The sequence below is a fragment of the Sphingomonas sp. genome, from assembly GCF_048595155.1.
Classification (GTDB): domain Bacteria; phylum Pseudomonadota; class Alphaproteobacteria; order Sphingomonadales; family Sphingomonadaceae; genus Sphingomonas_I.
Window position 1 is genome coordinate 11286 of record NZ_JBMDXN010000030.1, and the last position, 25725, is coordinate 37010.

Here is a 25725-nt window from a genome sequence, read left to right on the forward strand (position 1 = left end):
GGTTTGCACAATCGTTGCGGGTGTGTAGTGTGTTATTCCTATATTACAGCGGAGTTACGCCATGCGCTTGCTGCTCACGTCCACCGCCCTTCTTGCCCTTGCCGCGCCGGCGTTCGCGCAGAGCCCGCCGGTTCCGCTGATCGAGCGCGCCAAGTTGTTCGGCAATCCCAGCAAGACCGCGGGCCGGATCAGCCCCGATGGCAAGTGGCTCGCCTGGATCGCGCCGCGCGACGGCGTTCTCAACATCTGGGTCGCGCCGGCCAGCAATCCCGCCGAAGCGAAGCCCCTCACCGCCGAGAAGACGCGTCCGATCCGCTCTTATTATTGGTCGCCGGATTCGAAGACGATCCTGTTCGTGAACGACAAGGGCGGCGACGAGAATTTCCTCCTTTATGGCGTGGATGTGGCCACCGCGGCGCAGAAAAGCCTCACCCCGTTCGACAAGACGCGGGTGGAGGTGATCAACATCAGCCATGCGGTGAAGGATCGCATCCTGCTCGGCATCAACAATCGCGATCCGCGCTGGCACGACGTCTATAGCCTCGACCTCGCCAGCGGGAAGCTGAGCCTGGTTCTGCAGAATGACGGCGGCTATGCCGGCTTCGTCGCGGATGAGCAGCTGATGCCCCGCCTGGCGTCGAAGGAGTTGCCGGACGGCGGCCAAGCCTTCTTCCGGATCACCAACGGCAAGGTGGAGGCGACACCCTTCGCGACGATCGGCCTGGACGATTCGCTGACCACCGCCCCCTCCGGCTTCACCACCGACGGGAAGACGCTCTACTGGCTCGATTCGCGGGGCCGCGACACCGCCGCTCTGATCGCACAGGATGTGGCGAGCGGGCGGCAGACTGTCATCGCGCAGGATCCACGCGCCGACATCGACGGCACCATGGCGGATCCCAAGACCGGGGTCGTGCAGGCCTGGTCGGTCAATTATCTGCGCGACGAATGGAAAGCGAGCGATCCGGCGATCGGCAAGGATCTCGCCTGGCTGAAGGCACAGCTGAAGGGCGACATCGCCGTAACGTCCCGTACCGATGCGGACGATCTGTGGACCGTCGCGGTCGATCCGGTCACCGCGCCCAGCGCAACCTGGCTGTTCGATCGCAAGGCGCATACGCTCAAGCAATTGTTCGTCAGCCGCCCCGAACTGGTTGGTGCTCCGCTCGTGCCGATGTATCCCGAACCTATTCGCTCACGCGACGGGCTGACGCTGGTATCCTATCTCACGCTGCCCGCCGGCAGCGATCCCGATGGTGACGGCAAGCCCAACCGGCCCGTGCCGATGGTGCTGTTCGTGCATGGCGGCCCGTGGGCGCGCGACGAATATGGCTATAATAGCTGGCATCAGTGGCTGGCGAACCGCGGCTACGCCGTGCTGTCGGTCAATTATCGCGGCTCAACCGGGTTCGGAAAGAAGTTCATTTCCGGGGGTGACCTTCAATGGGGCCGCAAGATGCATGACGATTTGCTCGATGCGGTGAATTGGGCGGTCAAGCAGGGCGTGACGACATCGGACAAGGTGGCGATCGCCGGTGGCTCCTATGGCGGCTATGCAACGCTGGCCGGCGTGACCTTCACGCCGGACGCCTTCCGCTGCGGCGTCGACATTGTCGGTCCGTCCAACCTCTTCACCCTGTTGCAGACGATCCCGCCTTATTGGGAAGCGGGCAAACAGCAATTCTACAAGCGGATGGGCGACCCGACGACCGAGGCCGGCAAGGCGCTGCTGCGCGAACGCTCCCCGCTTTACGCCGCCGACAAGATCAAGGTGCCGCTGCTGATCGGCCAAGGCCAGAATGATCCCCGCGTCAACGTGCGGGAAAGCCAGCAGATCGTCGACGCGATGAAGGCGAAGAATATCCCCGTCACTTATGTCGTCTTTCCGGATGAAGGCCATGGCTTTGCGCGGCCGGTCAACAATATCGCGTTCAACGCCATCACGGAGAATTTCCTGAGCGCCTGCCTTGGCGGCCGCGCCGAACCGATCGGGGATGCGCTCAAGCCGTCAAGCGCCCAGATCAATGAAGGCGCGAGCCAGGTACCGGGTCTCGCCGCGGCGGTAGCGGCGCGGTAGGCGCTAACCGGCAGCTTGGCCCGTCGCGGGAGCGGCACGAGGAGGATCGTGCCGCTCCCGCGCGATCTCCGCCAGCAGCCATTCGCGGAAGCGCTTGATCTTGGGCACCATCCGCCGCTCCTCGGGATAGACCAGCCAGTAGCCGAAGCCGCGGGTGGAAAGCTGGTCCGACAAACGCACCAACCGCCCTGCCGCAAGCTCGGTCTGCCACAGGAATGGCGTGAGCAGCGCGATCCCCTGCCCCGCCATCGCGGCATGCCCTTCATGCGACTGCACATCCAGCCGGACGCCGGGGCGATCGCCATTCTCGTCGAGCTCCACTCCGGCCTCGCGCAGCCAATGGGGCCACCAGGGGTCGTTGGCGCTGATCATCGGCAGTCGCACGATGTCGGCCGGCATGATCAGGCCGCCCTGCCGCGCCAGAAAGTCCGGGCTGCACATGGGCGTGAAATCCACCTGGAACAACAGGTGCCGCTCAAGGCCTGGCCATGGCCCACGTCCTGCGCGGATCGCGACATCCACCTCATCCCGCGCGAAATCGGTGATTGCGTCGGACGCGACCAGACGAACCGCCATGGCGGGATTGACGACCTGGAAGCCCCCCAGCCGCCACGCCAGCCAGGTGTTCGCGAAGGTCTGGGTGGTCGATACCGTCAATGCGGATTCGCTCTCGCTACGCAGCCGGGCAAAGGCGGCATCCAGTGCATCGAACCCGCGCGCCACTTGCGGCGCCGCACGCTCGCCGGCCGGCGTCAATTGGATGCCGCGCCCGTCGCGCCGGAACAGGGCGATACCCAAGTGCGCCTCAAGCGCCTTCACCTGATAGCTCACCGCAGCCTGCGTCATCCCCAGTTCCGCGGCGGCCGCGGTGAAGTTCAGATGGCGCGCAGCCGCCTCGAACACGCGAACGGCGGCAAGCGGTGGCAGGCGGCGCATCGCCGCCATAAGCCTGCCTTATGAATTGCACGCAAGCTTCAATTGGCTTGGCGCGGAGGAAACGATCATCTGCCGAAGGGCGGCGCAACAGGCTCTGCCGCAGGATTGGAGATCGTCATGTCCGATACCCGCAAGTCTGCCCAGTTGGTTCCTTCCTTCACGGCGCGCCTGCTCGAGGCGCTCGCCGTAACGGATCGCTTCGTCGATTGGTGGGGCGCGCATCGCGCTTGGCCGGCCAATGAAAACCCACGCATCGCCCCACGGCGATGAGGACGGCGGCGGCCGAAGCGCGGGACCCGGCTTAACGCGCGCACTCGCGTTGCGGAGCCGGGCATCCTGGTCTATATCCCCGGGCTCGTCGCCCCGCCCGCGCCTGATGGCTGCGTCGGGGCGCTTCTCGTTTCGGTCCTTTGGGAGACTGCTTTGTCCCGCCGCCGTCAAATCTACGAAGGCAAGGCCAAGATCCTCTACGAGGGTCCTGAGCCCGGCACGCTCATTCAATATTTCAAGGACGACGCAACTGCGTTCAATGCCCAGAAAAAGGGCACGATCAGCGGCAAGGGCGTGCTCAACAATCGCATCTCGGAGCATGTCTTTACCTTGCTCTCGAACATCGGCGTGCCGACCCACTTCATCCGCCGCCTCAACATGCGCGAGCAGTTGATCCGCCAGGTTGAGATCATCCCGATTGAAGTCGTGATCCGCAATGTCGCTGCCGGCAGCCTGGCCAAGCGGCTGGGGATCGAGGAAGGCACGCAGCTGCCCCGCACGATCATCGAATATTATTACAAGGACGACGCGCTCGGCGACCCGCTCGTTTCGGAAGAGCATATCGCCTGCTTCGGCTGGGCGAGCCAGGACGAGATGCACGATATCGCCGACATGGCGATCCGTGTGAACGACTTCATGACCGGGCTGTTCGCAGGCGTGAATATTCGCCTCGTCGACTTCAAGCTGGAATTCGGCAGGCTGTGGGAAAACGATTATGCCCGCGTCATCCTTGCGGACGAGATCAGCCCGGACGGCTGCCGCCTGTGGGATATGAGCAGCGGCGAGAAGCTCGACAAGGATCGGTTCCGCCAGGATCTGGGCGGAGAAGCCGAAGCCTATCAGGAAATTGCGCGTCGTCTCGGCCTGCTGCCGGAAGGCGACACGATCGTGCTGGACATGGCTGAACATCGGAAGAATCGCGGGAAGTAGGTTTCCGTGATCGCCGGACGGATTGAAGGCGAGACGGTCGCCGGATGGCAGCCGCATGTCCATCTTGCGGACGCCGTCACGGAGCGCGATCGCGCGCACGCCTTCGCCGAGCGTATCGCCGCGCCCTTCGACACGCCGCCGATCGCGCATGACGAACCGCAGTCGTTGCTCGTCACCGGCGGCCGCTGGGTCGTGGTGACCGAGCGAAACGGCCTCGTCGCACGTACCACTTTCCTGATTCCCCGCTTCACCTGGCTCGACGCCTTTCGACAGATGGCGCAGCCCGCGCCCGTCCGCCGCTGGGCGGGGCCGATGCTGGTCGCCGGCTCGCGCTATCGCGACAACCATTTCCATTGGCTGTTCCAGAATATTGGCACCGTGATGATGGCACGCCATCTGGGTCTCGATCCGTCCACGCCCGTGCTGCTTCCGCCAATGACCGATCGACTGCGTGAGCCGCTTGCCCTGTTCGGCATCACCAACCCGGTGGAGATACTTCCCGACGATGCCATCGGCATTCTGACAGAGGGCGTGCTCAGCACCGCCTGCAGCGGCGACCATGGCATGAACCCCCATCCCGCGATGCTGGATCTGCTCAGGGCTGAGGGCGCCCGCGTCACCGGGGCACGGCGCACCGGGCGCAAGATCTACCTCTCTCGCCGCGACGCGCTCAACCGTCGCTTGCCACTGAACGAGGAGGAGGTGACCAGCACGCTGGAAGCGCGTGGGTTTGAGATCATCGCTCCCGGCGAACTATCCTGGGCTGACCAGATACGCGCGTTTCGCGAGGCGGCGATCATTGTCGCGCCGCATGGCGCCGCGCTTTCCAATCTCGCCTGGACCGAAGATGGCGCGCACGGGCCGACCGTGATCGAGCTGCTGCAGGAGAATTTCACCAATCGCGCGTTCGCCCGCATGGCCCAGGTCAAGCGGCTCAACTACCACGCCATCATCTGCGAATGCGCGCAGCGGGCCGATTTGCTGATCGATACGCGCGGCCGCATCGATCTCCCCTTGTTGCTCCGCCTCCTCGACCAACTATAAAGCTGAGCTAGGTTTCGCGAAGGGGCAAGGGGCGGTTGATGAGAAGGTTGCTGATCGGGGGCCTGTCACTGTTAGGGGTGATCGGCGGCACACCGGCGGCAGCGGGCGTCTATGCGGACGAGCTCACCAAATGCCTGGTGGCGAAGGCCAGCACGGCGGACCACGAGGCATTGGTACGCTGGATGTTTGCGGCCTTTGCCGCCGGCCCAGCGGTCAAGCAACTCGCCAACATTACCCCCGAGCAGCGCACCAGCGTCACCGCGACGGCCGGCAGCATGTTCACCCGGCTCCTCACACAAGATTGCCGCAGTGAAACGATCGCTGCGCTGAAATATGAAGGGGCGACCGCAATGGAGACGGGTTTCAGCGCACTGGGCACGGTTGCGGCGCGGGACCTGATGACCGATCCCGCGGTCCAAGCCGAACTCGGCAAGCTGGACGCATTCACCGATACCGCAAAGATCGACGCGATGCGCAGCGAGGCGCTCAAGCCAGCGAAGAAGTAAATAGAGCGGACCTGAGTGTTCAGGGAGAAAAAGGCGCCTTCGGGCGTTTCGCGGTCATGAACAGGTTGCTCGTCACCTTTTTGTTCGCTTCTTGCCTGACCGCGCCGGCATTGGCGCGTCCGGCGCCGGCTACCCCTCCTTCGCTCGGGACCAGCCAGGCAGATTGCGACGCCCTGGCGACCACGCAACGCCTGGATGCGGCGACCCTGCGCGACTTGCGGCCTGCGCATTCGCTGGACGAGGCCGCGGCGGTGCTGACCAAACATGGCGTCAAGTTCGTCCGCTCGCAGGGCGTGCTGCCGCTCGATGGCCTGTCAGAGCGGGAATTGCGTAACATCGCCACGCTTCCGCAGGGTGAGCCAATCATTCTCCCGGCCGACGGCGGCAGCGCGATCTGCGTGCTTCGGCCGTCCGCCGACTCGATCTGATCCAGCCTTGCTATCGATAAGGGCGCCGGTGCGCCTAGGTCCGCAGCGAGGATCGTTGCCACTCACCCCACCCGGCCTGGGCTCAACCGGCGCTCAGCCTTCCCATTCTAGCTATTGACCGACAGCACCAGTTGCGGATCGGGAATGTCGTCTGCCTCATGACCTTGAAGCGGCACCACCGCCGTGCCGATCGAGAAGAATTCGATCACATGGCTCGACCAATTATGGCTGCCTTCGTGCAAATCGGCGCCGACGACACCCTCGGCCCCTGCTTTACTGGCCTCCAGTTGCATCCGCTCCATGGCGATCTCGCGCGCCTCGTACAGCGCAAGACTGAAATTGGAGAGTTCGACATTTTGGCCGACCGATCCCAGCGTAGCGAATGGCCCGCGCCGGGCCACATGATAGACGCAGCTTCCCATCACCATTTCCAGCGGGCGATATCCCGCCGACAGCAAGGTCCAGAAATCCTGTCCTGACAGCGCCGAGGTGAACGGCTGCCCCTTGGGGCCCTTGAAGCCCTGATGCCCCTTGGCGTGGACGATGCCGGTCCCGATGGCAACGAACTCCAGGATATTGCTGTCCCATTCCAGACGCTTCACCGTCAGCCGCACCCCGACGATCCCGTCCGCGCCCATATTGGCCGCTTCCAGCCGCATCCGCTCCATTGCCAGGGCGCGCGCCTCATACATGGCGAGGCTTAGCTGCTCGAGCTCGACGTTCGATCCCCAGCCGGCAAACTGGAAGCCCAGATGGTAGATGCAGGACCCGACGCACAGCCCCACTGGCTCGAACCCTGCCTTGCGCACGAGCAGGAATTCGTTGACCGAAAAGTCGGACGTGAAGACCCCGTCAGGCTTTCCCTGGCCGCGCAACCCCTTCAGTCGCGCCAAAGCATGCGGTGGGAAATTTGCTTCCTCGGCCATCAGATCGGCCCCTCCCCTTCGCCAAGATCGTCGGCGTAACTGTTATGCCGGTGGCCGGTCGAACGGGACAGCACATCGCTGTCGCGCATATCCACCACCGGCTGGATCATATGTGGCACCGGCCTGCCTTTCGGCGTGTCGACCACGGTTCCGACGACGATATGTCGGCCGAGATAAGCCGGCGGCTGCTTGTCCCGCTCCTGCCGTATGATCTGGCCGAAATTGGTGTGGGCCAGCACACCGTTGCCCAGCATCGCCGCATGCGCGCGCAGGTCACGATGCGCCGCGCGGCGTATGCTTTCCCAAAAGTGTCCCAGCTCTGTGAGGGGCTGGTTGCCTGAGAAGAAATTGGATTGCTGCTGCAGGCGGTTGCGGACGCTCATGTCGTTCCAGCTGCTGCCAACCCCGCCCCAGCCGCCGCCAAGCCATTCATAACGGGCGCCGACCGCAATGCCCGTAGGTACGATCCCCATTTCCAGCAGCCGTACGAATTCCAGCGCGGGCACCGTGGCGATCACCGGATCGCTGCTGGCAGGCAGGCCCTCGACCCGGATCGCAGTACCGAGCAAGGTGAAATCCATGCTGGGGCCGAAGCGATGTCGGATCGTGCGCATCTGCACGTCGACCACCGCATTGGCCTCCGCCGCACGCGCTTCCTGCCGGATCCGGTCGAGCGCGCTCGCCCAGCCTGCGGCGTGGCCCTCCGTCCAGCTATAGCCGAAATTATACCAGCACGTGCCGGATACCGTCGCGATTGGCCGGCAACCGTGGCTGCGCGCGGTCAGCAGCTCAGCCGGCGTCATCGTCGCGACCCACGGGCTACGTCCGCTACGCGCCTCGCTCAGCCGTTCCACCACCGGCGGCGGCAACTTGCCTTGCTCGAACGCTGTCTTCCAGTCGCGATCGCGCTGCTCGGCGCCTGCACTTTGTTGCGGCGATTTTTGGGGGCTCCACCATGCCATGACCGATGCCCCCCTGCGCGCCTGCTCTCAGGCCGCCGCCGTGGCGCTCTGCAAGGCGTCGATCATTTCATGTAACGCGCCCAGGCAATCTTCCCCCATCCGCATCGATCGCTCGGCCGACCAGCCAAAGTCGGGATCGGCAAGCGCGTCATTGTCCTTGAACGGCATTTCGAGGGTCATCGCGACCGCGCCGAAGCGATTGGCGATCTGGTTGGTCGACATGGCCAGGTTGGCGGATCCGGGCGCTGCGGTCGCATAGCCATGCTCGATCTGAAAATCTGGCGATCGGCGCGCCAGCGTCGTGCGATATTGCGCGTACAGCGCCCCCTGACGCTCCGTCCACTTCGGGATTCCCTCAAAGCCCGCCAGGAAGACGTAGGGGATTGCTTCATCACCATGAACGTCCATCGCGAAATCGACGCCGGTCTCGTCCATCTTGGTGCGCACGGCCAGGACTTCCGGGCTGCGGTCCGCCGTTGGCTCGTGCCATTCGCGATTGAGGTTTACCCCCACGGCATTGGTCCGCAAATGGCCGCGGCGCGAACCATCGGGGTTCATGTTGGGCACGACGTGGAAGGTCGCCTCCCGCCGGAGCACGCGAGCAACCGGGTCGGCCGGATCGGTCAGCTTTGCAAGCGCGCCTTCCATCCACCATTCGGCCATCGTCTCGCCCGGATGCTGGCGCGCATAGAGCCACACCTGCAGCGGGCCTTCCCCGATATGCAGGCAATCCATTTCCTGCCCGTCCAGCGTCTGGCCGAGCGATTCGTAACGGACGCCCGGCATGGTGGCGATGGTCGCCACCAGATCGTGATGCCGCTCCATCGAATAGGGTGCGAAATATGCGAACCACAGGCTGTCGCTGTCCGCTTCGTGCCGGATCGTCAGCACATTGTCGGCATATTGCGTCTCGGCCAACCGCCACTCTTCGCGATCGTCCGACCACCGTGCCTGATATCCGGGCCAGCCCAGCGGATAAGCGGAGCTGCCGGCATTCAGGATACGCAATTCCACTGTCCGCCCTTTGGCGCCGAGCAGGCGGAAGTGGAACCACTGGTAGAAATCGGACTGGCGATCGCGCACGATCTCCAGATCGAAGCGATCGCCATCCTGCCCGAGGACGCGAATATTGCCGCTGTCGAATGCGGCCGAGATGTGCGCTGTCATTTGACGACGATAGTGCGTCCCGACACGCCGGGGAAGTCCCGGAACATCGCTGCGGCGAGACGTTGGACCGTATCCGCCGGCTGCGATTCAGGCGTACCGAATCGCGAGCTTGTCTCCGCGCGACCTTCCCAGACGGTCGTGCTGTCCGACCGGCGTTTGATCTGGACGATCAGGCGGGTCGAAACATTCTGGCTGGGCTTTCCCGCAACCGTCGTGCCGACGCTGGCGCCGCCGCCGCCATGATAGCCGAAGCTGCCGCCGCCAATCCCGAAGGAGAAGGACGAACGGGGCGGCCCGTCGAAGAAGGCGCGATCCACCTGCACCACGGCGACTTGCTCGGATTTGGCCAAGCCGGGTGCTTCGGTGAAGCCCAACTGTGCAAGCTGATTGCCGACGATGTTGGCATAAGTCTGGAATTCCGGGCTGTTGCGGTCCGCCGGTAGCAGCGGCTCAACGCTGATCTGCCCGCGCGCGATCGGCTGGTTCAGGTGAAAGCGCGTCACCTGCGTTGACGGACCGCTTGCGCAGCCGGCCAACGTCAACGTCCCCAGCATCGCGGCAATCATCAGCTTGCGCATTCAAACTCTCCTTCGAATTCCCAGATCGCAACGCGACAGCAACCATTTCGCTGCATGGGGGCGTAACGACTCAGCGGGTTGACTTAGACCGTCTTGCGCCATAGGGAACCGCCAACTTTCCGCAGCTCTAACAAGATAGGCAGGGGTAGCCCCGTGAAGATCCGTAATTCGTTGAAGTCGCTCAAGGACCGTCATCGCGATAACCGCGTGATCCGTCGTCGTGGCCGGACCTACGTCATCAACAAGACGAACCGTCGCTTCAAGGCGCGCCAGGGCTAAGCCCCTCGCCTCTGCGGAAGCAAAGACGGCCGTGCGCAAGCGCGGCCGTTTTTCTTTGCCTATCCGCGATGGCGCATGCCGCGCAGTTCGCCCTGGGCGCCTTATTCAACGATCTCATTGAGTGCGTGACGCCGCCGCATTACCGGCAATTCGTGCGCAACGATCAGTAACATGTCGGTATGCCCCACGCCCCGGTCGCATATCGACGCTTGAGCGGCTGGCTGCTGCTCGGCATCCTCGCCCTGGCGCCCATATTCGCATGGTTCACACTGCGCCGCGGCTATTCCAACGGCGTCAGAACCGGCGCACTGCTTTATATGGCGATGGGCATCCTGCTCGGCCTGCTCGGCGCTCCGAGATGATCGGCGACTGCGCGTCGCTACACGATTGAAAGCGTGCGAGCCCTTGGGCTGACATATCACTGTCAGTCGTCATGCCCCTGAAGTTCCTTGCCGGTCAGGCGCTGGATATGGAGCATGTTGGTAGAGCCCGGCGTACCGAAGGGAACGCCGGCCATGATGATGATCTTGTCACCTGATGTAGCCAGCCCGGTCCGCAGCGCCATCCGCTTCGATTTCGCGACCATCTCTTCGAAGTTCGACACATCCTTGGTAACCACCGCATGCGCGCCCCACAGCAGGCCGAGCCGGCGTGCCGTTTCGCGGTTGGGGGTCAATACCAGCATCGGCACCGTCGCGCGGTCGCGTGCGATCCGGCGAGCCGAGGCGCCCGAATTGGTGAAACAGATGATCGCCGCCGCCGAGATCGTCTCCGCGATTTCCTTGGCCGCTTCGGACAAGGCGTCGGCGGTTGTGGGATCCGGCAAGGTCTCCGTGAAGTGCAGGCGCGCGCGGTATCCGGGATCGTTCTCGACCGCGATGGCGATGCGATCCATCATCGATACCGACAATTCGGGCCAGGCGCCCGCCGCGCTTTCGGCCGACAGCATGATCGCGTCTGCGCCGTCATAGATAGCCGTCGCGACATCCGACACCTCGGCCCGCGTCGGGCTGGGCGACACGATCATCGATTCCAGCATCTGCGTCGCCACCACGACCGGCCGGCCCATGCGGCGCGCCGTTTCGACGATGCGCTTCTGCACCAGCGGGACCTGCTGTGGCGGCAGTTCCACGCCCAGATCGCCGCGCGCGACCATCACGGCATCGGCCAGTTCCAGGATTTCCTCGAGCCGCTCCACCGCGGCGGGCTTCTCGATCTTGGCCAGCAGCGCGGCCTTGCCCCCGATCAGGCGGCGCGCCTCTGCAACATCCTCCGGCCGCTGCACGAAGGACAAGGCAACCCAGTCCGCCCCCTGCTCTACCGCAAAGGTCAGATCGGCACGATCCTTCGCCGTCAGCGCCGCCATCGGCACGACGACGTCAGGGACGTTCAGGCCCTTGGAGTTCGAGAGAGGGCCGCCGACCTCGACGATCGTCTCGATCCGCTCCGGCGCGACGTCGGCAACGCGCAGGACGAGCTTGCCATCATCCAGCAGCAGCCGCGCGCCGACCTCCAGCGCCGCAAAGATCTCCTTGTGGGGCAGCTCGACACGCTCCGTATTGCCCGGCGTCGCATCGCGATCCAGCACGAAGCGCTGTCCCGTCTCCAAGACGATCTTCCCGTCGGCGAATTTGCCGACGCGCAGCTTCGGCCCCTGCAGATCGAAGAGGATCGTCGACGGACGGCCAAGCTCCTCCTCCATCGCGCGGATGGCCTGGACCAGCGGCACCTTATCCGCATGCGCGCCATGGCTCATGTTAATGCGGAACGCGTCCGCACCCGCCACGAACAGCTTGCGGATCATCTCGGGCGAGCTGGACGCCGGTCCAAGCGTCGCGAGGACGCGAACCTTGCGGCTGCGCGGCGCAAACTGGGTAGACACTGGCACCTCTTTGTCACTCTTAAACTTGCGGGTTCCTAGTCATGGCGCCTCCGCAAAGTCGAGCCATGATCGTAGCGGCGTGCGTTTTACGCCTTCAGCCGCATATCCAGATAATCGTCCACGGACTTCATCAGCTCGGGCATTTCATGCTCGAAGAAATGGTTCGCACCCGGGATCGTATCGTGGTGGATGGTGATGTGACGCTGGGTGCGCAGCTTGTCGACCAGCTTCTGGGTCGCGCCGGGCGTTGCCACTTCGTCATTCTCACCCTGGATGATGATCCCGGACGAGGGGCATGGTGCGAGGAAGGTGAAGTCGTACAGGTTGGCCGGCGGCGCGATCGAGATGAACCCCTTGATCTCCGGCCGGCGCATCAGCAGCTGCATGCCGATCCACGCGCCGAAGCTGACGCCGGCAATCCAGGTCGTCTGCGCCTCCGGGTGGATTTGCTGCACCCAGTCCAGCGCCGACGCCGCATCGGACAATTCGCCGATGCCGTTGTCGAACACGCCCTGGCTCTTGCCGACGCCGCGGAAGTTGAAGCGCAAGGTCGCGAAACCGCGCCGCACGAAGGTCTGGTACAGCGCCTGCACGATGCGGTTGTTCATCGTGCCCCCCGCCTGCGGGTGGGGATGCAGGATCATCGCGACCGGTGCGCGCGGACGCGGCCCGGGGTTGAAACGGCCTTCGAGGCGGCCTTCGGGGCCGGGGAAAATGACGTCTGGCATCGTTCTCGCTTGACTTGATGGGCGGCGCTTGGGTGTGCGCGTTGTGCGAGCCTATATAGAAAAGGCCAGAGATGGCGCAATCACGGAGAATTCGTCCCCTTGAGCCCCCGCATCTATCTGGACCACGCTGCGGCCACGCCGATCCTGCCGGCCGCCCGCGACGCCATGCTGGACGCCATGGGGCGCTGGGCGAACGCGTCCTCACCCCATGCGGAAGGTCGGGCGGCGCGCAGCGCGCTTGAGGCTGCTCGCGTCAGGATCAAGGATGCGCTCGGCTGGCGGCACGAACTCATCTTCACGAGCGGTGCCAGCGAGGCGGCTGCGCTCGCGCTCGGTCGCGCCACATGTCGTCGGCTGGCGATCTCGGATGTCGAGCATGATGCGGTCCGGCGCGCTGCAGTCGATGGAACGCCGCTCCCGGTGGATGGCCATGGCCTGGTCGATCTGGAATTGATCCCGGAGGCGGCGCTTGTCGCGATCCAGACCGTAAACAGCGAAACCGGTGTAATCCAGCCGGCCGACCGGATCGCCGATAGGCTCCGCGCGCGTGGCAGCTTATGGCTCGCGGACGCGTCCCAGTCGGCTGGCAAGCTGCCCCTGCCCGATGCGGACATGATCATCGTTTCGTCCCACAAATTGGGTGGGCCGTCCGGTATCGGCGCCCTGCTTATCAAAGACTTCTCCCTTCTCTCTCCCACCGGTGGTCAGGAAAAGGGGTATCGCGCGGGTACCGAAAATCTTCCCGCGGCCATTGGCTTTGCCGCTGCGCTTTCCGATCGACCGGATCGCGCGCCGCTCGATCGCCTGCGCGATCGTCTCGACGACGGCGTCATCCGGGCCGGCGGCAGGATCGTCGCGCATGATAGCCCGCGCATGCCGGAAATCGCTTCCTATCGCTTGCCGGGCGTGGCCGCGGCAGCCCAGTTGATCACCCTCGATCTCGCCGGCATCGCCGTCTCCGCCGGGAGCGCCTGCTCATCGGGTACGCTGAAGGCGAGCCCGGTGCTCCGCGCCATGGGCTGGCCGGAGGAGGCCGCGCGCGAGGTAATCCGCATCAGCCTTGCCCCGGCCACGACCGATGCCGAAGTAACGCGGTTCCTGGAAATCTGGTCCGGCATGGCGGCGGGACGGCGCGCGGCATGATCTATCTCGACTATCAGGCGACGACACCGCTGGCTCCCGAGGTCCGCGCGGCGATGCTGCCATGGCTCGACAAGTTCGGTAACCCGCATTCGCCGCACCGCGCGGGCCGCGAAGCCGCCGCCGCTGTTGCGGTGGCCCAATCGCAGGTCGCCATCACGCTTGGCGACGACCGGAGCGATGGAAGGCTGATTTTTACTTCCGGCGCGACAGAGGCTGCGAACTGGGCGTTGCAAGCCTCTGTAATACAGTCAGAACGACGAAAGATCGTCACAATCGCTACCGAACATGCGTGCGTCCTCGACACGGCCCGATGGCTGGAACGCCAGCAGATCGATCTCGTTGTACTGCCCGTCGGAACGGACGGCCTGGTCGATCTCGACCGGGCGAAGTCCGCAATTGACGATCGTACCGCGGTCGTCGCCGCGATGCTGGTGAATAACGAGATTGGTGTGATCCAGCCGATTCAGGCGTTGGCTGATCTGGCTCACGCTGCCGGCGCGCTCCTGTTCTGCGACGCGGTTCAAGGATTTGGCCGCATCCCCCTGCCTTTGGATCATTGCGATCTCGTCGCAATCTCGTCCCACAAAATCTACGGACCAAAGGGAATTGGGGCGCTATGGCTCAGGCCCGGCCTGGACTGGCCGCCCCTCCTGCATGGCGGGGGACAGCAAGACGGTTTGCGATCCGGCACCCTCAGTCCGATGCTGTGCGCCGGTTTCGGCGCTGCTGCCCAACTCGCTGGACGATTGCGCGAGGAAGATCATAACCATATCAATCTTTTGGCCGATCTTGCTGAAAAAGCGTTCGAGACTTGGACGCTGAACGGAGGCAGGAGCCATCGCTATCGTGGCAACCTCAATCTTCGACGCGCCGGGATCGACGCAAATCGGCTCATCTCGGACGTGCGGGACGTCGCCTTTTCCGCTGGCTCGGCCTGCGCCAGCGGGTCCGGTCGGCCAAGCCATGTGCTACAAGCGCTTGGGCTTGACGATAAAGCGGCCCGCGCCTCTATCCGTCTGGGATTTGGCCGCTACACAACGGTACAAGATATTGAAACTGCGTCGGCTTTAATCAACGATGCCGCCGCCGCGCAGCTGGAGTGGGCATGAAGATCCGGTTTATTTCTGCCAATCGCGACACCATTCAGGAAGTAGAAGCACAACCCGGCGATCGTTTGCTTGATGTCGCGCAGGCGAGCGGACAGCCGCTGGAAGGAACGTGCGAGGGACAGATGGCCTGTTCCACGTGCCATGTGATCGTCGCGGAGGAGGATTTCGCCAAGCTGCCGCCCGCCAGCGCGGATGAAGACGACCTGCTCGATTTGGCGGCGCATGTCACCCGCACCAGCCGGCTCGCCTGCCAGATCACCCTTGAGGCAGGCTGGAACAGCCTGACGGTGCGGATCCCCTCGGAAGCCCGCGACATGCAGGGGCGTTAGCTGGACGTCGCTGCCGCAGGCCGACGCTCCCGACCACGTTCGGGTTGCTCGGGCGCCCCACCCGCTGCTTCCAGCAGCAACCGTTCCATTGTCCGCAGGCGCCCCGTCGTCTCGATCTTGTCGCCGATCAGATCCGTGACATAGAAAACGTCGATCGCGCGCTCGCCATAGGTCGCGATATGGGCGGAGTGGATTGTCACCTTGGCCTGGAACAAGGCCCGTGCGAGCGCGTGGAGCAACGCCGGCCGATCGCCCGCATTCACCTCGACCACCGTATAGCGGTTGGACGCATTATTATCGACCAGCACGTTCGGCACGGTCTCGAACGCATGCGCGCGCGTTCGCGGTGCCGGCTTGGCCGCCAGCCGCGTCGCCATCTGGTTGCGGGCGGCCAATGCATCCTCGATCCCGCGCGCCAGCCGCTCCAGCCGGTGCGGATCGTCAAAGGCCTGGCCGAACGGATCCTGCACCAGGAAATTATCGACCGCCATGCCGTCCCGGGTCGTGTGGATGCGGGCGTCGATGATGTTGCCGCCGGCCAGATGGATCGCACCCGCGATCCGGTAGAACAGGCCTGGATGGTCGCCAGCGTAGATGGTCACCAATGTGGCGCCGCGCTGCGGATCGGGCTGGGCCACGATCGAGAGCGGGTTGCCGGACGCATCGGCCGCGGCGATCTGGCGCGCATTATGTTCCAGGATGTCGACGCCCTCGGCCACCCAATAGCTTTCCGGGAAGCGCTTGGTGAACATCTCGAACAGATCATGCGGCCAGCCGAGCTGGCGCTCCAGCTCCGCCCGCTTCAGCGCAACCCGTTCGCCCCGGCCACGCTGCTTGTGGCCAAGCCTCAGCACCTCTTCCGCGGCGTCGTACAGGTCGGTCAGCAATTGCCGCTTCCAGCCATTCCAGACGCCTGGGCCCACCGCGCGGATGTCGACGATCGTCAGTGCCAGCAAAAGGCGCAGACGCTCGGGGCTTTGCACGATCGCGGTGAAATCCAGGATCGTCTTGAAGTCCGACAGGTCGCGCTTGAACGCGGTGGCCGACATCAGCAGATGGTAGCGAACGAGCCACGCCACCGTCTCGGTCTCGGCCGCGCTCATGCCGAGCCGGGGGCATAATTTCTCGGCAACCTCCGCGCCCAGTACCGAATGATCGCCGCCCCGACCCTTGGCGATGTCGTGGAGCAGCACCGACACATAGAGGGCGCGGCGGGACACGATCTGCTTGAACATCTTCGAAACGACCGGATGATCTTCGGCCAATTCGCCCTTTTCGATGCGGGACAGCAGCCCGATCGCGCGCAACGAATGCTCGTCGACCGTATAATGATGGTACATATCGAACTGCATCTGCGCGACGACACGTCCGAAATCGGGCATGAAGCGCCCGAAGATACCCGCCTCATTCATCCATCGAAGCACGCGTTCCGGCGTTCTGGGCGAGGTCAGAACCTCCAGAAACAGCGCATTGGCGCGGGGATCCTGGCGCAATTTGGCGTCGATCAGGCGGGCATCGCGGCCCGCCTGACGCATGGTCAGCGGGTGTATTTCCAGCCCGTGACGGTCCGCAAGCGCGAAAAGATTGATCAATTGGCTGGGATCAGCCTCAAAAAAATGGTCATCCGGCGCCTTCAAACGCCCCCGATCGAGCAAGAAGCCGTCCAGTTTGCGCGGCCTGCGCTGTAGATGCGGCAGCCCGAATCGGCGTCCGCGACTGGCAAATTCCTCATCCAGATGGGCCAAGAACACGGCCGTGAGGTCCCCCACTTCCTTCGCGGTGAGGAAATAATGGCGCATGAACCGCTCCACCGCGCTGCTGCCGGGGCGATCGGCATAATGCATGCGGACCGCGATTTCGGATTGGACGTCGAACGTCAGTCGGTCCTCGGCGCGGCGAGCGAGGATGTGGAGGTGACAGCGAACCGCCCACAGGAAGTTTTCAGCCCGCCGGAAGCGGCGCAACTCGGCGGCCGTAAACAGACCCTTGTCGACCAGCTCGGCGACATTGCTGACCTTGTGGACATATTTGCCGATCCAGAAGAGCGTATGCAGGTCGCGCAGGCCGCCCTTTCCTTCCTTGAGATTGGGTTCAACGACGTAGCGGCTGTCGCCCATGCGTTCGTGGCGCGCGGTCCGCTCAAGCAGCTTGTTGGTCACGAACGACCGGCCGGTCCCGCTCTGCACTTCGCGGTCAAAGCGTGCAGCAGCCTCCTCGTAGAGGGGCAGATCGCCCCAGATATAGCGCGCCTCCAGCTGGGCGGTGCAGATGGTGAGATCGCTTTTGGCCATGCGCACCATGTCGTCCAGCGAGCGGCTGGAATGGCCGACCTTTAGCCCGAGGTCCCACAATATGTAGAGGATCGATTCGATCACCTGCTCGACCCAGCCGGTCTGCTTCCAGGGCGTGAGGAAGCCGATGTCGATGTCGGAATGGAGCGCCATTTCGCCACGCCCGTAACCGCCAACTGCGGTCAGGGTGATCCGCTCGCTCTTCGTCGGATTGGTGTTGGGATAGAGGCGTTGCACCGTGAAATCGAAACAGAGCCGCAGCAACTGATCCGTCAGGAAGGCGTAGGATGCGGCGATTTCGGCGCCACGGCTGGGATGTTGCGCCAGCCGCCGCGCAATCTCGGCACGGCCGCCGTCCAAGGCGTCACGCAGTAGCGGGGTCGCCGCTGCGCGCAGCTCGGCGGCATCCGCGCCCTGCAGGGCGGCGAGGGCCTAAGCCAGGCCGCGGCGATCGATGATCGCGCGACGCTGGGGCAAAGCTTCGAACCGGGTCGCCATAGAGAAGAGAGATAGAGCCTGATCGGCGGCGCGTCATCAGCCGAGCCGCGGTGGATCAACCGTTGGTGGTCGCCAGCACGATGATGGACCCAACCAGTGTCGCCAGGCCGAGCAGGAAGATGCGATCCGCCCATTTTTCAATCGAATCCGCCCGATTGTCGTGACGGATTGCGAGATAGGAAAGGAGGCAGCTCGTCGCCAGACAAACGGCGGCAACCCAGGCGATCTCATCCGCAAAGTTGGTCGACGCAACATGACTCAAGTTCAGGCCAGCGATGATGACGAGCGCGATTCCGAGCAGGTTGGACGCTGCATTCAGAATATGAGACGGTCGTTTCATGGCCCCGGTTGGTGATCCCGCCACGCTTGCCGGATCATGAACCGTCGGCTGCTACCAGATCGCGTAAACGGTAAAGCGTTTCAAGCGCATCGCGCGGCGACAGCGCATCGACATCGATCGTCGCCAATGCATCGCGGAGCGGATCGGTGCGCGCGTCCTCCTGGACGGCGGCGGCCGCAAAGAGCGGCAGATCGTCGAGGCCTGCCGCCAGCCCGCCAGTGGCGGCCCGCCCCGCCTCCAGCCGCTTGAGGACTTCTTTGGCACGTGCGACCACCTGGGGAGACAGTCCGGCCAAGCGGGCAACGGCGAGACCATAGCTGCGATCCGCCGGCCCTTCGGCGACCTCATGCAGCAGCACCAACTCGCCTTTCCATTCGCGTGCCCGCACATGATGCAGGCTGAGCGCGTCCAGACGTTCGGCCAGCCGCGTCAGCTCATGATAATGGGTGGCGAACAGGCAGCGGCATTTATTGCCGTCATGCACGGCCTCAACCACCGCCCAGGCGATGGCGAGCCCGTCATAGGTGGACGTGCCGCGGCCGACCTCGTCCAGGATCACGAAGCTGCGTTCGGTCGCCTGTGCCAGGATGGCCGCCGTTTCGACCATTTCCACCATGAAGGTCGAACGGCCCCGTGCCAGATTGTCGGACGCGCCGACCCGGCTGAACAGACGATCGCACAGACCTAAAGTGGCGGTCGCTGCCGGCACGAAGCTGCCCGCCTGAGCGAGGATCAGCAGCGCCGCATTCTGACGCAGGAAGGTCGATTTGCCGCCCATGTTTGGACCAGTCACCAGCCACAGCCGATCGTGCGGTCCAAGCCGGCAATCATTGGCGACGAAGCGTCCGCCCGAGGTCGCCACGGCGTTTTCGACGACCGGATGGCGCCCCTCGGTGACCTCGAGACAAGGGTGATCGACCACCGCCGGGCGGCACCAGCTGCCCTCTGCCGCACGTTCCGCCAGCCCAGCGGCGACGTCGAGCCGGGCCAGGGCGTCCGCCGCCAGCGCGATCTCACGCGCACGATCGAGCGTCAGTGCGGTCAGCTCTTCAAGATGGGCAGCCTCCGCCGCGAGCGCGTGACTGCTCGCCTGGCCGACTTCGCTGGCATGATCGTGCAGCTCAGGCGCGTTGAACCGCACAACGCCGGCGAGCGTCTGGCGGTGAGTGAAGCCCGAATCCGCCCGCATCAGCGGGTCGGCCGCCTTGGCCGGCACCTCGACGTGAAAGCCCAGGACATTGTTGTGACGTATCTTCAGCTGGGCGATGCCGGTCGACGCGCGATAGCGTGCTTCCAGCGCGGCAATCGCCCGTCGGCCCTCACCGCCGCGCGCACGCAACGCATCCAACGCAGGATCATAGCCTTCGGCGATATAGCCGCCCTGCGCCGCGTCTATGGGCGGCGCCGCCACGATCGCGCGCTGCAACCGATCGACCAATTCGCCATGGCCGACAAAGGCGGGCAAGAGCGCATCGAGCAATGCCGGACGGGGGGCGATGCGCAGCACCTCGTGCAACTTGGAGGCTTCATCAAGGCCATCGCGCAACTGCCCGAGGTCACGCGGGCTGCCGCGTCCGGCGGCGAGCCGGCCGAGCGCCCGGCCGATATCCGGCAGGGCCCGCAAAGTCGCGCGTAGCCGGGCTCGCAAGTCCGGGTCGTCGTGAAGAAAGCCAACGAGATCCAGACGCGCGTCAATCACCGTGCGATCGGTTAACGGCGCGGCCAGATCGCTCCCCAACAAGCGAGCACCGCCGCCGGTGACCGTGCGGTCGATCGCGTCGAGCAGGCTCCCCTTGCGTCCGCCATTGGCGGCGCACACGATCTCCAGGCTTTCGCGCGTAGCAGCGTCGATCATCATATGATCGGCCGCAGCCCGCCGTACCGGCATCTGGAGGAACGGCATGGCTCCCTGCCCGGCGCGTTCGAGATAAGCGAGCAGTCCGCCGGCCGCACACAATTCCGCACGGCCGAACTCGCCCCAGCCATCCAGAGTGGCAACATTGAACAGGGATTTGAGCTTACGTTCCGCGGCGTTGCTGTCGAAACCGCCGGCGATCGTCAGCGGATAGGCCGCCGGCAAATCGAAGCTGTCCGGCACGATCACTTCCACCGGCCCCAGGCGCGCCAGCTCTGCGTCCAGTGTCGCCGGCGAGACGCTGGCCACCTCGAACCGGCCGGTCGAAATGTCCGCTGCAGCAAGCCCGAACAGACTGCCCGCCTTGCCGACGGCGACCAGCCAATTGGCCGCCCGCGCGTCGAGCAGCACTTCCTCGGTCAGCGTGCCCGGGGTCACGATCCGCACGATCGCGCGGGCGACCAAGGCCTTGCCGCCGCGCTTCTTCGCCTGTTCGGGCGTTTCGATCTGTTCCGCGATGGCGACGCGATGGCCGCCCTTGATCAGACGGGCGAGATAGGCCTCGTGGCTGTGCACGGGTACGCCGCACATCGGGACCGGCTCACCACCATGTTCGCCGCGCGCGGTCAGTGCGATGTCCAGCGTCGCCGCGGCCGCTTTGGCATCCTCGAAGAAAAGTTCGAAAAAGTCGCCCATCCGATAGAAGAGGAGGCAATCCGGCGCCTCCGCCTTCAGGGTCAGATATTGCGCCATCATGGGGGTGGGTTCGCTCACGGGGCGAGGCTTACAGGCTGGCGGCCGTCAAACGGAAGGGGACATTTGCTTGACCATGCGGGCGCGGGCCATCAACTTGTGGATATGTCAGACTCACGCTCAGAAACGACGCTCACGATCCACTTCACGCCCGAACAAATCGAGGCAATCGATGCCTGGATCGCGCGCAGCCCGGATCCCAAGCCGAGCCGCGAGGAGGCCGTTTGCCAGCTCATCGTCGGCCGGCTTGGCGCGGATGGCCATCAAGCGACTGTTCTTCCCGGCATGGTGACGGGGCGCGACATCGTCTGACCGCTAGCCTGGATTTCGCTTCAGGCTTTCTTCCATGCGTTGAAGCTGCGCGGGCGTGGCCGGCTGCTGGTGTTGCGCCTTCCAATCGGCGTAGGGCATGCCGTAGACATAATCCCGACCCTGCGCCTTGGTGAGTGCGCCGTTGGACGCCTCCCCCAGCCAATCGCCGAGGCAGTTGCGGCAGAAGCCGGCCAATCCCATCAGATCGACATTTTGCGCATCGGTGCGGTGCTGAAGGTGGGCGACAAGCCTGCGAAAGGCGGCAGCCGCGGTAGCGTCGTCAATCTCGGTCATGGCAGAGCCCTACCAGCTTCCTTGCCCCAGCGGTCAAGTTTCGCGTTGTTTCTAAATACGGCCGCGGTCAGCCAGCGCAGGGCGCGGGCCTGCCTGTCGCCTCCGGTGCGGGCCGCCCGATCAGGACAGCGGCCACGTCCAGATCAGGACATTGCCCAGCAGCACCAGGGCAGCCACCAGCATCAAGACGCCGCGCAGCTTATCGGCCGGCCGCTTCGCGATCGTCCAGCCGCCGCCCAGCGCCAGAGCGAGGACGGCGAGCATGGAAATCGACAGCAGTGCCGGCGCGGTCACCCTGCCGACACTCCCATCAATGCTTCTTGTCGCGCCAGATGTTTCGGTATGCGCCGTAGGCGAAGGCCGTCGCCAGCAGCAGATAACCAAGCACCACCAGACCCCAGCGGTGACGATTTTCCAGCTTGGGCTCTGCTGCCCACATCAGGAAAGCGGAGACATCCTGCGCCATCTGATCGACCGTCGGCTTGGTGCCGTCAGTGTAGCTAACCTGGCCATCGGCGACGAGCGGCGGCGGCATGGCGATGTTGAGGTTCGCGAAATAGGGGTTGTAGTGCAGCCCCGTCGGGGTCTTCGCGTCCGGGAACTTCTTCAGCAATTCCGCCGGCTGCGCCTCGTAGCCCACCACGATCGAGTGGATATAATGGGCACCGCCCTCGCGCGCCTTGGCGAGCAGTGACATGTCCGGCGGCAAGGCGTTGTTGTTCGCCGCACGGGCAGCAACCTCGTTCGGATAAGGCGACGGGATATAGTCGCTCGGCAGCGCCTTGCGCGTCGCCGGCTCGCCCGTATCCGGATTGAGCGAAGGCACCTCGACCGCCCACTGCTTCGCGATCGCCTTCACCTCCGGCTTGGAGAAACCAATCTCCTCCAGATCGCGGAAGGCGACCAGCTTCATCGAATGGCAGGCCGCGCAAACTTCCTTGTAGACCTGGAAGCCACGCTGAAGCTGTTCCCGATTATAATGGCCGAGCGGGCCATCGAACGAGAAGGAGACCGGCTTCGGCTCCCGATGGAATTCGTGCGCGGCGGATTCGACGGCCACCTCACGCGGCGTCGAAAGGAAGCCCCAAGCGAGCGCCAGCACAAAGCCCAAGCCGACAATGGGAGCGATCAAGGGTCCGAAAAAGCGGAGCATGTTCTTTCTGTCCCCCGGCTCAGGCAGTGTGCATGCCGATTGGCGCGGCTTCAGCCTGCTCGCCATGCAGGACCGACTCGGAGATCGAGTTGGGCAAGGGCTTCGGCTTTTCGAAGTGCGAGACAATCGGAAGAATGATGAGGAAGTGCGAGAAATAATAAGCGGCGCACAGCTGGCTGAGCGTGACGACCGTTGCCGTCGGCTCTGCCTGACCAAGATAGCCCAGCACGAACACGTCGGCGACCAACGCCCAGAAGAACCAGCGGTACATCGGGCGATAATTGGCCGAACGGACCGGCGAACGATCGATCCAGGGCAGGAAGAACAACAGCAGGATCGAGCCGAACATCGCGACGACGCCCCAGAGCTTCGCGGGCACGAACAGGAAGTTGCCGGTGAACGCCTTCAGGATCGCGTAGAAGGGCAGGAAATACCATTCCGGCACGATGTGCGCAGGCGTGGAGAGCGAGTTGGCCTGAATATAATTGTCCGGATGACCCAGCAGGTTCGGCCAGAAGAAGAGCAGGGCTGCGAAGACGATCAGGAACACACCCACGCCAAAGCCGTCCTTGGCCGTGTAATATGGGTGGAACGGCACCGTATCCTGCGGCCCCTTCACGTCCACGCCCGTCGGGTTGTTCGACCCGGGAATGTGCAGCGCCCAGATGTGCAGGATGATCACGCCCGCGATGACGAACGGCAGCAGATAGTGCAGCGAGAAGAAGCGGTTAAGCGCGGCATTATCCGGCGCGAAGCCGCCCAGCAGCCAGGTGTGGATCGGATCGCCGATGATCGGGATGGCCGAGAAGAAGCCGGTGATCACCTGCGCGCCCCAGAAGCTCATCTGACCCCAGGGAAGGACATAGCCCATGAAGGCCGTCGCCATCATCAGCAGGAAGATGACCACGCCGAGCAGCCACACCATCTCGCGCGGCGCCTTGTACGATCCGTAATAAAGACCGCGGAAGATGTGGATGTACACCACGATGAAGAACATGCTCGCGCCGTTCATGTGCATGTAGCGCAGCAGCCAGCCCGCATTCACGTCGCGCATGATGCCTTCGACGGATGCGAAGGCGAGTTCCGAGCTGGATGCATAATGCATCGCCAGCACGATGCCGGAGATGATCTGGATGGTGAGCGCGAGGCCCGCCAGCACGCCGAAGTTCCAGAAATAGTTGAGGTTGCGCGGCACCGGATAGCCCGCGCCGACCGCATTATAGACGAGCCGCGGCAGAGGCAGCTTTTCGTCCATCCACTTGGTGAAGCCGTGCTTCGGCTCGTAATTCGCAGCCCAGGGGAAGCTCATTCGTCTCTACCTCAACCGATCTGGACGATGGATGCCGACTTGAACGCATATTCCGGCACATGCAGGTTCGTCGGTGCCGGACCCTTACGGATGCGTCCGGCAGTGTCATATTGCGAGCCGTGGCACGGGCAGAAATAGCCGCCGAAATCGCCGCGATTCTCGCCAGGTGTGATACCGAGCGGGACGCAGCCGAGATGCGTGCAGACCGCCATCGTGATCAGCCAATTTTCCTTGCCCGGCTTGGTCCGCTGAGCGAGCGTTTCGGGATCGCGCAGCGAGGATGTCGGCACCGCATTGGCCTCGTTGACTTCCTTCGCCGTCAGGCGGCGCACGAACACCGGCTGCTTGCGCCAGGCGACCTTGATGCCCGAGCCTTCCTCGATCTTCGAGATATCCACCTCGATCGAGGCCAGCGCCAATACGTCGGCCGACGGGTTCATCTGGTTGACGAAGGGGACGACCACCGCAACTGCGCCGACACCGGCAAAGCTGACCGCAGCAATATTCAGGAAGTCACGACGACGGGCGCCTGCCCCTCCATCCTCCTCCGCCCCGATCACCGGGGGGCGCTGATTGGGATCGTCAACATAATCGGACGCCGCCATTCGCGAGAAACCCTTTGCTTTGAACCCTGTTGCCCCGTCGAGGACGCGGCGACATTCGCCAGATTTGCGGCGAATTGGGCGCTGATAGACGTCCAGCGCGGCTTTTGCCAAGCGTCGTTTGCGCATCTACATGCGCGCCCGTCCTTGCAACCTCACAGAGGCAGCGACTCACAGCATGAACAGCCCCGACGAAATTGTGCTCGACGACGAGCAGCAGCAGGCGCGCAGTTGGTTCGAAGCGCTCCGGAATCGGATCTGCGCCGCGTTCGAAGAGATTGAGCGGGAAGCCGGCAGCGATGCGACTTTCGTCTATACGCCGTGGCGGCGCGACGGCGGCGGCGGCGGGGTCCGTGGCCTGATCAAAGGCCGGATATTCGAGAAGGCCGGTGTCAACGTTTCCACGGTCGGCGGCCAGTTCGCCCCGGAATTCGCCCGCACCATTCATGGCGCAGCGGACGATCCGACCTTCTTCGCGACCGGCATCAGCCTGGTGGCGCATATGGCCAATCCGCACGTGCCCGCCGTTCATATGAATTGCCGCTTCCTGGCGACCACGAAGCGCTGGTTCGGCGGAGGCGCCGATCTCAACCCGCCGCTGCCTTATCAGCAGGATACGGACGAGTTTCACGACGCGCTGCGAAAAGCCTGCGCGGCACATCCCGGCGCGGGCGACTATCCGCGTTACTCCAAGTGGGCGGAGGATTATTTCTACATTCCTCATCGCAAGGTGCATCGCGGCGTGGGCGGGATCTTCTTCGATCACCTCGAAGGGGATTTCGTTACCAATTTCGCGTTCGTGCGCGATGTCGGCGAAGCCTTCCTCGACGTCTTCCCGCGGCTGGTGCGCCGGCGCATGGGTGCCGCGTGGACGGACGAGGATCGGGCGGCGATGCTCGCCTACCGCGGCCGCTACGCCGAATTTAACCTGGTCTATGACCGTGGAACCCTGTTCGGCCTGAAGACGGGCGGCGATGTGGATGCCATCCTGATGAGCCTGCCGCCGCTCGCGACCTGGGCCTGA

Annotated in this window: 27 protein-coding genes and 1 pseudogene; 13 read left to right on the forward strand and 15 right to left on the reverse strand. The window is 64.1% G+C overall.

Annotated elements, in window-relative coordinates; all coding sequences use genetic code 11:
• The first annotated feature begins 61 nt into the window (after positions 1-61).
• Positions 62-2077, forward strand: coding sequence for a S9 family peptidase (locus ACOJSI_RS04980; RefSeq protein ID WP_420137155.1), 2016 nt, complete (start codon positions 62-64; stop codon positions 2075-2077).
• Between the two features lie 3 nt (positions 2078-2080).
• Here ACOJSI_RS04980 and gcvA read toward each other — a convergent pair whose 3' ends face one another.
• On the reverse strand, positions 2081-3013 hold the full coding sequence (gene gcvA / locus ACOJSI_RS04985; protein WP_420137156.1) for a transcriptional regulator GcvA: 933 nt from the start codon (positions 3011-3013) through the stop codon (positions 2081-2083).
• Positions 3014-3130: 117 nt separating this feature from the next.
• On the opposite strand from gcvA, the gene ACOJSI_RS04990 reads away from it, so the two are divergent.
• The 5 genes from ACOJSI_RS04990 to ACOJSI_RS05010 all read left to right on the forward strand — a co-directional run bounded on the left by ACOJSI_RS04990 (position 3131) and on the right by ACOJSI_RS05010 (position 6191).
• Positions 3131-3283 carry a hypothetical protein gene (locus ACOJSI_RS04990; protein ID WP_420137157.1) on the forward strand — a complete coding sequence of 51 codons (153 nt, stop codon included), beginning with the start codon at positions 3131-3133 and terminating at the stop codon, positions 3281-3283.
• Positions 3284-3436: 153 nt separating this feature from the next.
• Entirely contained in the window at positions 3437-4213 is a 777-nt protein-coding gene (purC, locus tag ACOJSI_RS04995; protein WP_420137158.1) for a phosphoribosylaminoimidazolesuccinocarboxamide synthase, read from the forward strand.
• A 6-nt stretch (positions 4214-4219) separates the two neighbouring features.
• Entirely contained in the window at positions 4220-5257 is a 1038-nt protein-coding gene (locus ACOJSI_RS05000; RefSeq protein ID WP_420137159.1) for a glycosyltransferase family 61 protein, read from the forward strand.
• A gap of 38 nt (positions 5258-5295) precedes the next feature.
• Positions 5296-5763 (forward strand): hypothetical protein, encoded by a 468-nt coding sequence (locus ACOJSI_RS05005; RefSeq protein WP_420137160.1) that lies wholly within the window; start codon positions 5296-5298, stop codon positions 5761-5763.
• A 56-nt stretch (positions 5764-5819) separates the two neighbouring features.
• On the forward strand, positions 5820-6191 hold the full coding sequence (locus ACOJSI_RS05010) for a hypothetical protein (RefSeq protein ID WP_420137161.1): 372 nt from the start codon (positions 5820-5822) through the stop codon (positions 6189-6191).
• A 107-nt stretch (positions 6192-6298) separates the two neighbouring features.
• Here the strand turns inward: ACOJSI_RS05010 and ACOJSI_RS05015 are convergent, their stop codons facing one another.
• Genes ACOJSI_RS05015 through ACOJSI_RS05030 form a run of 4 tightly spaced genes read right to left on the reverse strand, consistent with a single transcriptional unit; the run spans position 6299 to position 9824 of the window.
• Entirely contained in the window at positions 6299-7117 is an 819-nt protein-coding gene (locus ACOJSI_RS05015) for a heavy metal-binding domain-containing protein (protein WP_420137162.1), read from the reverse strand.
• Complete coding sequence (locus ACOJSI_RS05020) at positions 7117-8079, reverse strand: hypothetical protein (RefSeq protein WP_420137163.1); 963 nt, start codon at positions 8077-8079, stop codon at positions 7117-7119. Before ACOJSI_RS05020 ends, ACOJSI_RS05015 begins: the two co-directional genes overlap by 1 nt.
• A gap of 27 nt (positions 8080-8106) precedes the next feature.
• Complete coding sequence (locus ACOJSI_RS05025; protein WP_420137164.1) at positions 8107-9246, reverse strand: M14 family metallopeptidase; 1140 nt, start codon at positions 9244-9246, stop codon at positions 8107-8109.
• Complete coding sequence (locus ACOJSI_RS05030; RefSeq protein WP_420137165.1) at positions 9243-9824, reverse strand: DUF4136 domain-containing protein; 582 nt, start codon at positions 9822-9824, stop codon at positions 9243-9245. The genes ACOJSI_RS05025 and ACOJSI_RS05030 overlap by 4 nt, the downstream gene beginning before the upstream one ends.
• Positions 9825-9977: 153 nt before the next feature.
• Here ACOJSI_RS05030 and ykgO point away from each other — a divergent pair, with 153 nt between their 5' ends.
• Positions 9978-10103, forward strand: coding sequence for a type B 50S ribosomal protein L36 (ykgO, locus tag ACOJSI_RS05035; RefSeq protein WP_003046794.1), 126 nt, complete (start codon positions 9978-9980; stop codon positions 10101-10103).
• Positions 10104-10312: 209 nt separating this feature from the next.
• Positions 10313-10465 (forward strand): hypothetical protein, encoded by a 153-nt coding sequence (locus tag ACOJSI_RS05040; protein WP_420137166.1) that lies wholly within the window; start codon positions 10313-10315, stop codon positions 10463-10465.
• Between the two features lie 62 nt (positions 10466-10527).
• Here the strand turns inward: ACOJSI_RS05040 and pyk are convergent, their stop codons facing one another.
• On the reverse strand, positions 10528-11985 hold the full coding sequence (gene pyk, locus ACOJSI_RS05045; RefSeq protein ID WP_420137167.1) for a pyruvate kinase: 1458 nt from the start codon (positions 11983-11985) through the stop codon (positions 10528-10530).
• An 86-nt stretch (positions 11986-12071) separates the two neighbouring features.
• Entirely contained in the window at positions 12072-12713 is a 642-nt protein-coding gene (locus tag ACOJSI_RS05050) for an alpha/beta hydrolase (RefSeq protein ID WP_420137168.1), read from the reverse strand.
• Between the two features lie 99 nt (positions 12714-12812).
• Here ACOJSI_RS05050 and ACOJSI_RS05055 point away from each other — a divergent pair, with 99 nt between their 5' ends.
• The 3 genes from ACOJSI_RS05055 to ACOJSI_RS05065 are packed head-to-tail and all read left to right on the forward strand — an operon-like array spanning position 12813 to position 15294.
• Entirely contained in the window at positions 12813-13856 is a 1044-nt protein-coding gene (locus tag ACOJSI_RS05055; RefSeq protein WP_420137169.1) for a cysteine desulfurase family protein, read from the forward strand.
• Entirely contained in the window at positions 13853-14965 is a 1113-nt protein-coding gene (locus ACOJSI_RS05060; RefSeq protein ID WP_420137170.1) for a cysteine desulfurase family protein, read from the forward strand. Before ACOJSI_RS05055 ends, ACOJSI_RS05060 begins: the two co-directional genes overlap by 4 nt.
• Complete coding sequence (locus ACOJSI_RS05065) at positions 14962-15294, forward strand: 2Fe-2S iron-sulfur cluster-binding protein (RefSeq protein ID WP_420137171.1); 333 nt, start codon at positions 14962-14964, stop codon at positions 15292-15294. The genes ACOJSI_RS05060 and ACOJSI_RS05065 overlap by 4 nt, the downstream gene beginning before the upstream one ends.
• Here ACOJSI_RS05065 and ACOJSI_RS05070 read toward each other — a convergent pair.
• From ACOJSI_RS05070 to mutS, 3 genes and pseudogenes are all read right to left on the reverse strand, one after another.
• Positions 15291-18083 (reverse strand): annotated as a pseudogene (locus ACOJSI_RS05070) ([protein-PII] uridylyltransferase). The gene ACOJSI_RS05065 and the pseudogene ACOJSI_RS05070 overlap by 4 nt on opposite strands.
• A 55-nt stretch (positions 18084-18138) precedes the next feature.
• A complete protein-coding gene (locus ACOJSI_RS05075) occupies positions 18139-18423 on the reverse strand; it encodes a hypothetical protein (RefSeq protein ID WP_420137172.1) in 285 nt (94 codons plus the stop codon).
• Between the two features lie 34 nt (positions 18424-18457).
• Positions 18458-21034, reverse strand: coding sequence for a DNA mismatch repair protein MutS (gene mutS, locus ACOJSI_RS05080; protein WP_420137191.1), 2577 nt, complete (start codon positions 21032-21034; stop codon positions 18458-18460).
• A 102-nt stretch (positions 21035-21136) separates the two neighbouring features.
• Between mutS and ACOJSI_RS05085 the strand changes: the two genes are divergently transcribed.
• Positions 21137-21343, forward strand: a complete 207-nt coding sequence (locus ACOJSI_RS05085) for a hypothetical protein (RefSeq protein ID WP_420137173.1) — start codon at positions 21137-21139, stop codon at positions 21341-21343.
• A gap of 3 nt (positions 21344-21346) precedes the next feature.
• On the opposite strand, the gene ACOJSI_RS05090 is transcribed toward ACOJSI_RS05085, so the two are convergent.
• From ACOJSI_RS05090 to petA, 5 genes are all read right to left on the reverse strand, one after another.
• Positions 21347-21637, reverse strand: coding sequence for a DUF1244 domain-containing protein (locus tag ACOJSI_RS05090; RefSeq protein WP_420137174.1), 291 nt, complete (start codon positions 21635-21637; stop codon positions 21347-21349).
• Between the two features lie 120 nt (positions 21638-21757).
• On the reverse strand, positions 21758-21931 hold the full coding sequence (locus ACOJSI_RS05095) for a hypothetical protein (RefSeq protein ID WP_420137175.1): 174 nt from the start codon (positions 21929-21931) through the stop codon (positions 21758-21760).
• A gap of 16 nt (positions 21932-21947) precedes the next feature.
• A complete protein-coding gene (locus ACOJSI_RS05100) occupies positions 21948-22790 on the reverse strand; it encodes a cytochrome c1 (RefSeq protein WP_420137176.1) in 843 nt (280 codons plus the stop codon).
• A 19-nt stretch (positions 22791-22809) separates the two neighbouring features.
• A complete protein-coding gene (locus tag ACOJSI_RS05105; RefSeq protein ID WP_420137177.1) occupies positions 22810-24099 on the reverse strand; it encodes a cytochrome b in 1290 nt (429 codons plus the stop codon).
• A gap of 11 nt (positions 24100-24110) precedes the next feature.
• Positions 24111-24704: a ubiquinol-cytochrome c reductase iron-sulfur subunit gene (petA, locus tag ACOJSI_RS05110; RefSeq protein WP_420137178.1), complete on the reverse strand. Its 594-nt coding sequence runs from the start codon at positions 24702-24704 to the stop codon at positions 24111-24113.
• 175 nt (positions 24705-24879) lie between these two features.
• On the opposite strand from petA, the gene hemF reads away from it, so the two are divergent.
• On the forward strand, positions 24880-25725 hold the full coding sequence (hemF, locus tag ACOJSI_RS05115) for an oxygen-dependent coproporphyrinogen oxidase (RefSeq protein ID WP_420137179.1): 846 nt from the start codon (positions 24880-24882) through the stop codon (positions 25723-25725).

Excerpts from the sequence above, each read along its gene's own strand:
- ACOJSI_RS04980 (WP_420137155.1), top strand. The coding sequence starts at position 62 with ATGCGCTTGCTGCTCACGTCCACCGCCCTTCTTGCCCTTGCCGCGCCG.
- gcvA (WP_420137156.1), bottom strand. The coding sequence starts at position 3,013 with ATGCGCCGCCTGCCACCGCTTGCCGCCGTTCGCGTGTTCGAGGCGGCT.
- ACOJSI_RS04990 (WP_420137157.1), top strand. The coding sequence starts at position 3,131 with ATGTCCGATACCCGCAAGTCTGCCCAGTTGGTTCCTTCCTTCACGGCG.
- ACOJSI_RS05005 (WP_420137160.1), top strand. The coding sequence starts at position 5,296 with ATGAGAAGGTTGCTGATCGGGGGCCTGTCACTGTTAGGGGTGATCGGC.
- ACOJSI_RS05010 (WP_420137161.1), top strand. The coding sequence starts at position 5,820 with ATGAACAGGTTGCTCGTCACCTTTTTGTTCGCTTCTTGCCTGACCGCG.
- ACOJSI_RS05015 (WP_420137162.1), bottom strand. The coding sequence starts at position 7,117 with ATGGCCGAGGAAGCAAATTTCCCACCGCATGCTTTGGCGCGACTGAAG.
- ACOJSI_RS05020 (WP_420137163.1), bottom strand. The coding sequence starts at position 8,079 with ATGGCATGGTGGAGCCCCCAAAAATCGCCGCAACAAAGTGCAGGCGCC.
- ACOJSI_RS05025 (WP_420137164.1), bottom strand. The coding sequence starts at position 9,246 with ATGACAGCGCACATCTCGGCCGCATTCGACAGCGGCAATATTCGCGTC.
- ACOJSI_RS05030 (WP_420137165.1), bottom strand. The coding sequence starts at position 9,824 with ATGCGCAAGCTGATGATTGCCGCGATGCTGGGGACGTTGACGTTGGCC.
- ACOJSI_RS05050 (WP_420137168.1), bottom strand. The coding sequence starts at position 12,713 with ATGCCAGACGTCATTTTCCCCGGCCCCGAAGGCCGCCTCGAAGGCCGT.
- ACOJSI_RS05060 (WP_420137170.1), top strand. The coding sequence starts at position 13,853 with ATGATCTATCTCGACTATCAGGCGACGACACCGCTGGCTCCCGAGGTC.
- ACOJSI_RS05065 (WP_420137171.1), top strand. The coding sequence starts at position 14,962 with ATGAAGATCCGGTTTATTTCTGCCAATCGCGACACCATTCAGGAAGTA.
- ACOJSI_RS05075 (WP_420137172.1), bottom strand. The coding sequence starts at position 18,423 with ATGAAACGACCGTCTCATATTCTGAATGCAGCGTCCAACCTGCTCGGA.
- mutS (WP_420137191.1), bottom strand. The coding sequence starts at position 21,034 with ATGATGGCGCAATATCTGACCCTGAAGGCGGAGGCGCCGGATTGCCTC.
- ACOJSI_RS05085 (WP_420137173.1), top strand. The coding sequence starts at position 21,137 with ATGTCAGACTCACGCTCAGAAACGACGCTCACGATCCACTTCACGCCC.
- ACOJSI_RS05090 (WP_420137174.1), bottom strand. The coding sequence starts at position 21,637 with ATGACCGAGATTGACGACGCTACCGCGGCTGCCGCCTTTCGCAGGCTT.
- ACOJSI_RS05100 (WP_420137176.1), bottom strand. The coding sequence starts at position 22,790 with ATGCTCCGCTTTTTCGGACCCTTGATCGCTCCCATTGTCGGCTTGGGC.
- ACOJSI_RS05105 (WP_420137177.1), bottom strand. The coding sequence starts at position 24,099 with ATGAGCTTCCCCTGGGCTGCGAATTACGAGCCGAAGCACGGCTTCACC.
- petA (WP_420137178.1), bottom strand. The coding sequence starts at position 24,704 with ATGGCGGCGTCCGATTATGTTGACGATCCCAATCAGCGCCCCCCGGTG.
- hemF (WP_420137179.1), top strand. The coding sequence starts at position 24,880 with ATGAACAGCCCCGACGAAATTGTGCTCGACGACGAGCAGCAGCAGGCG.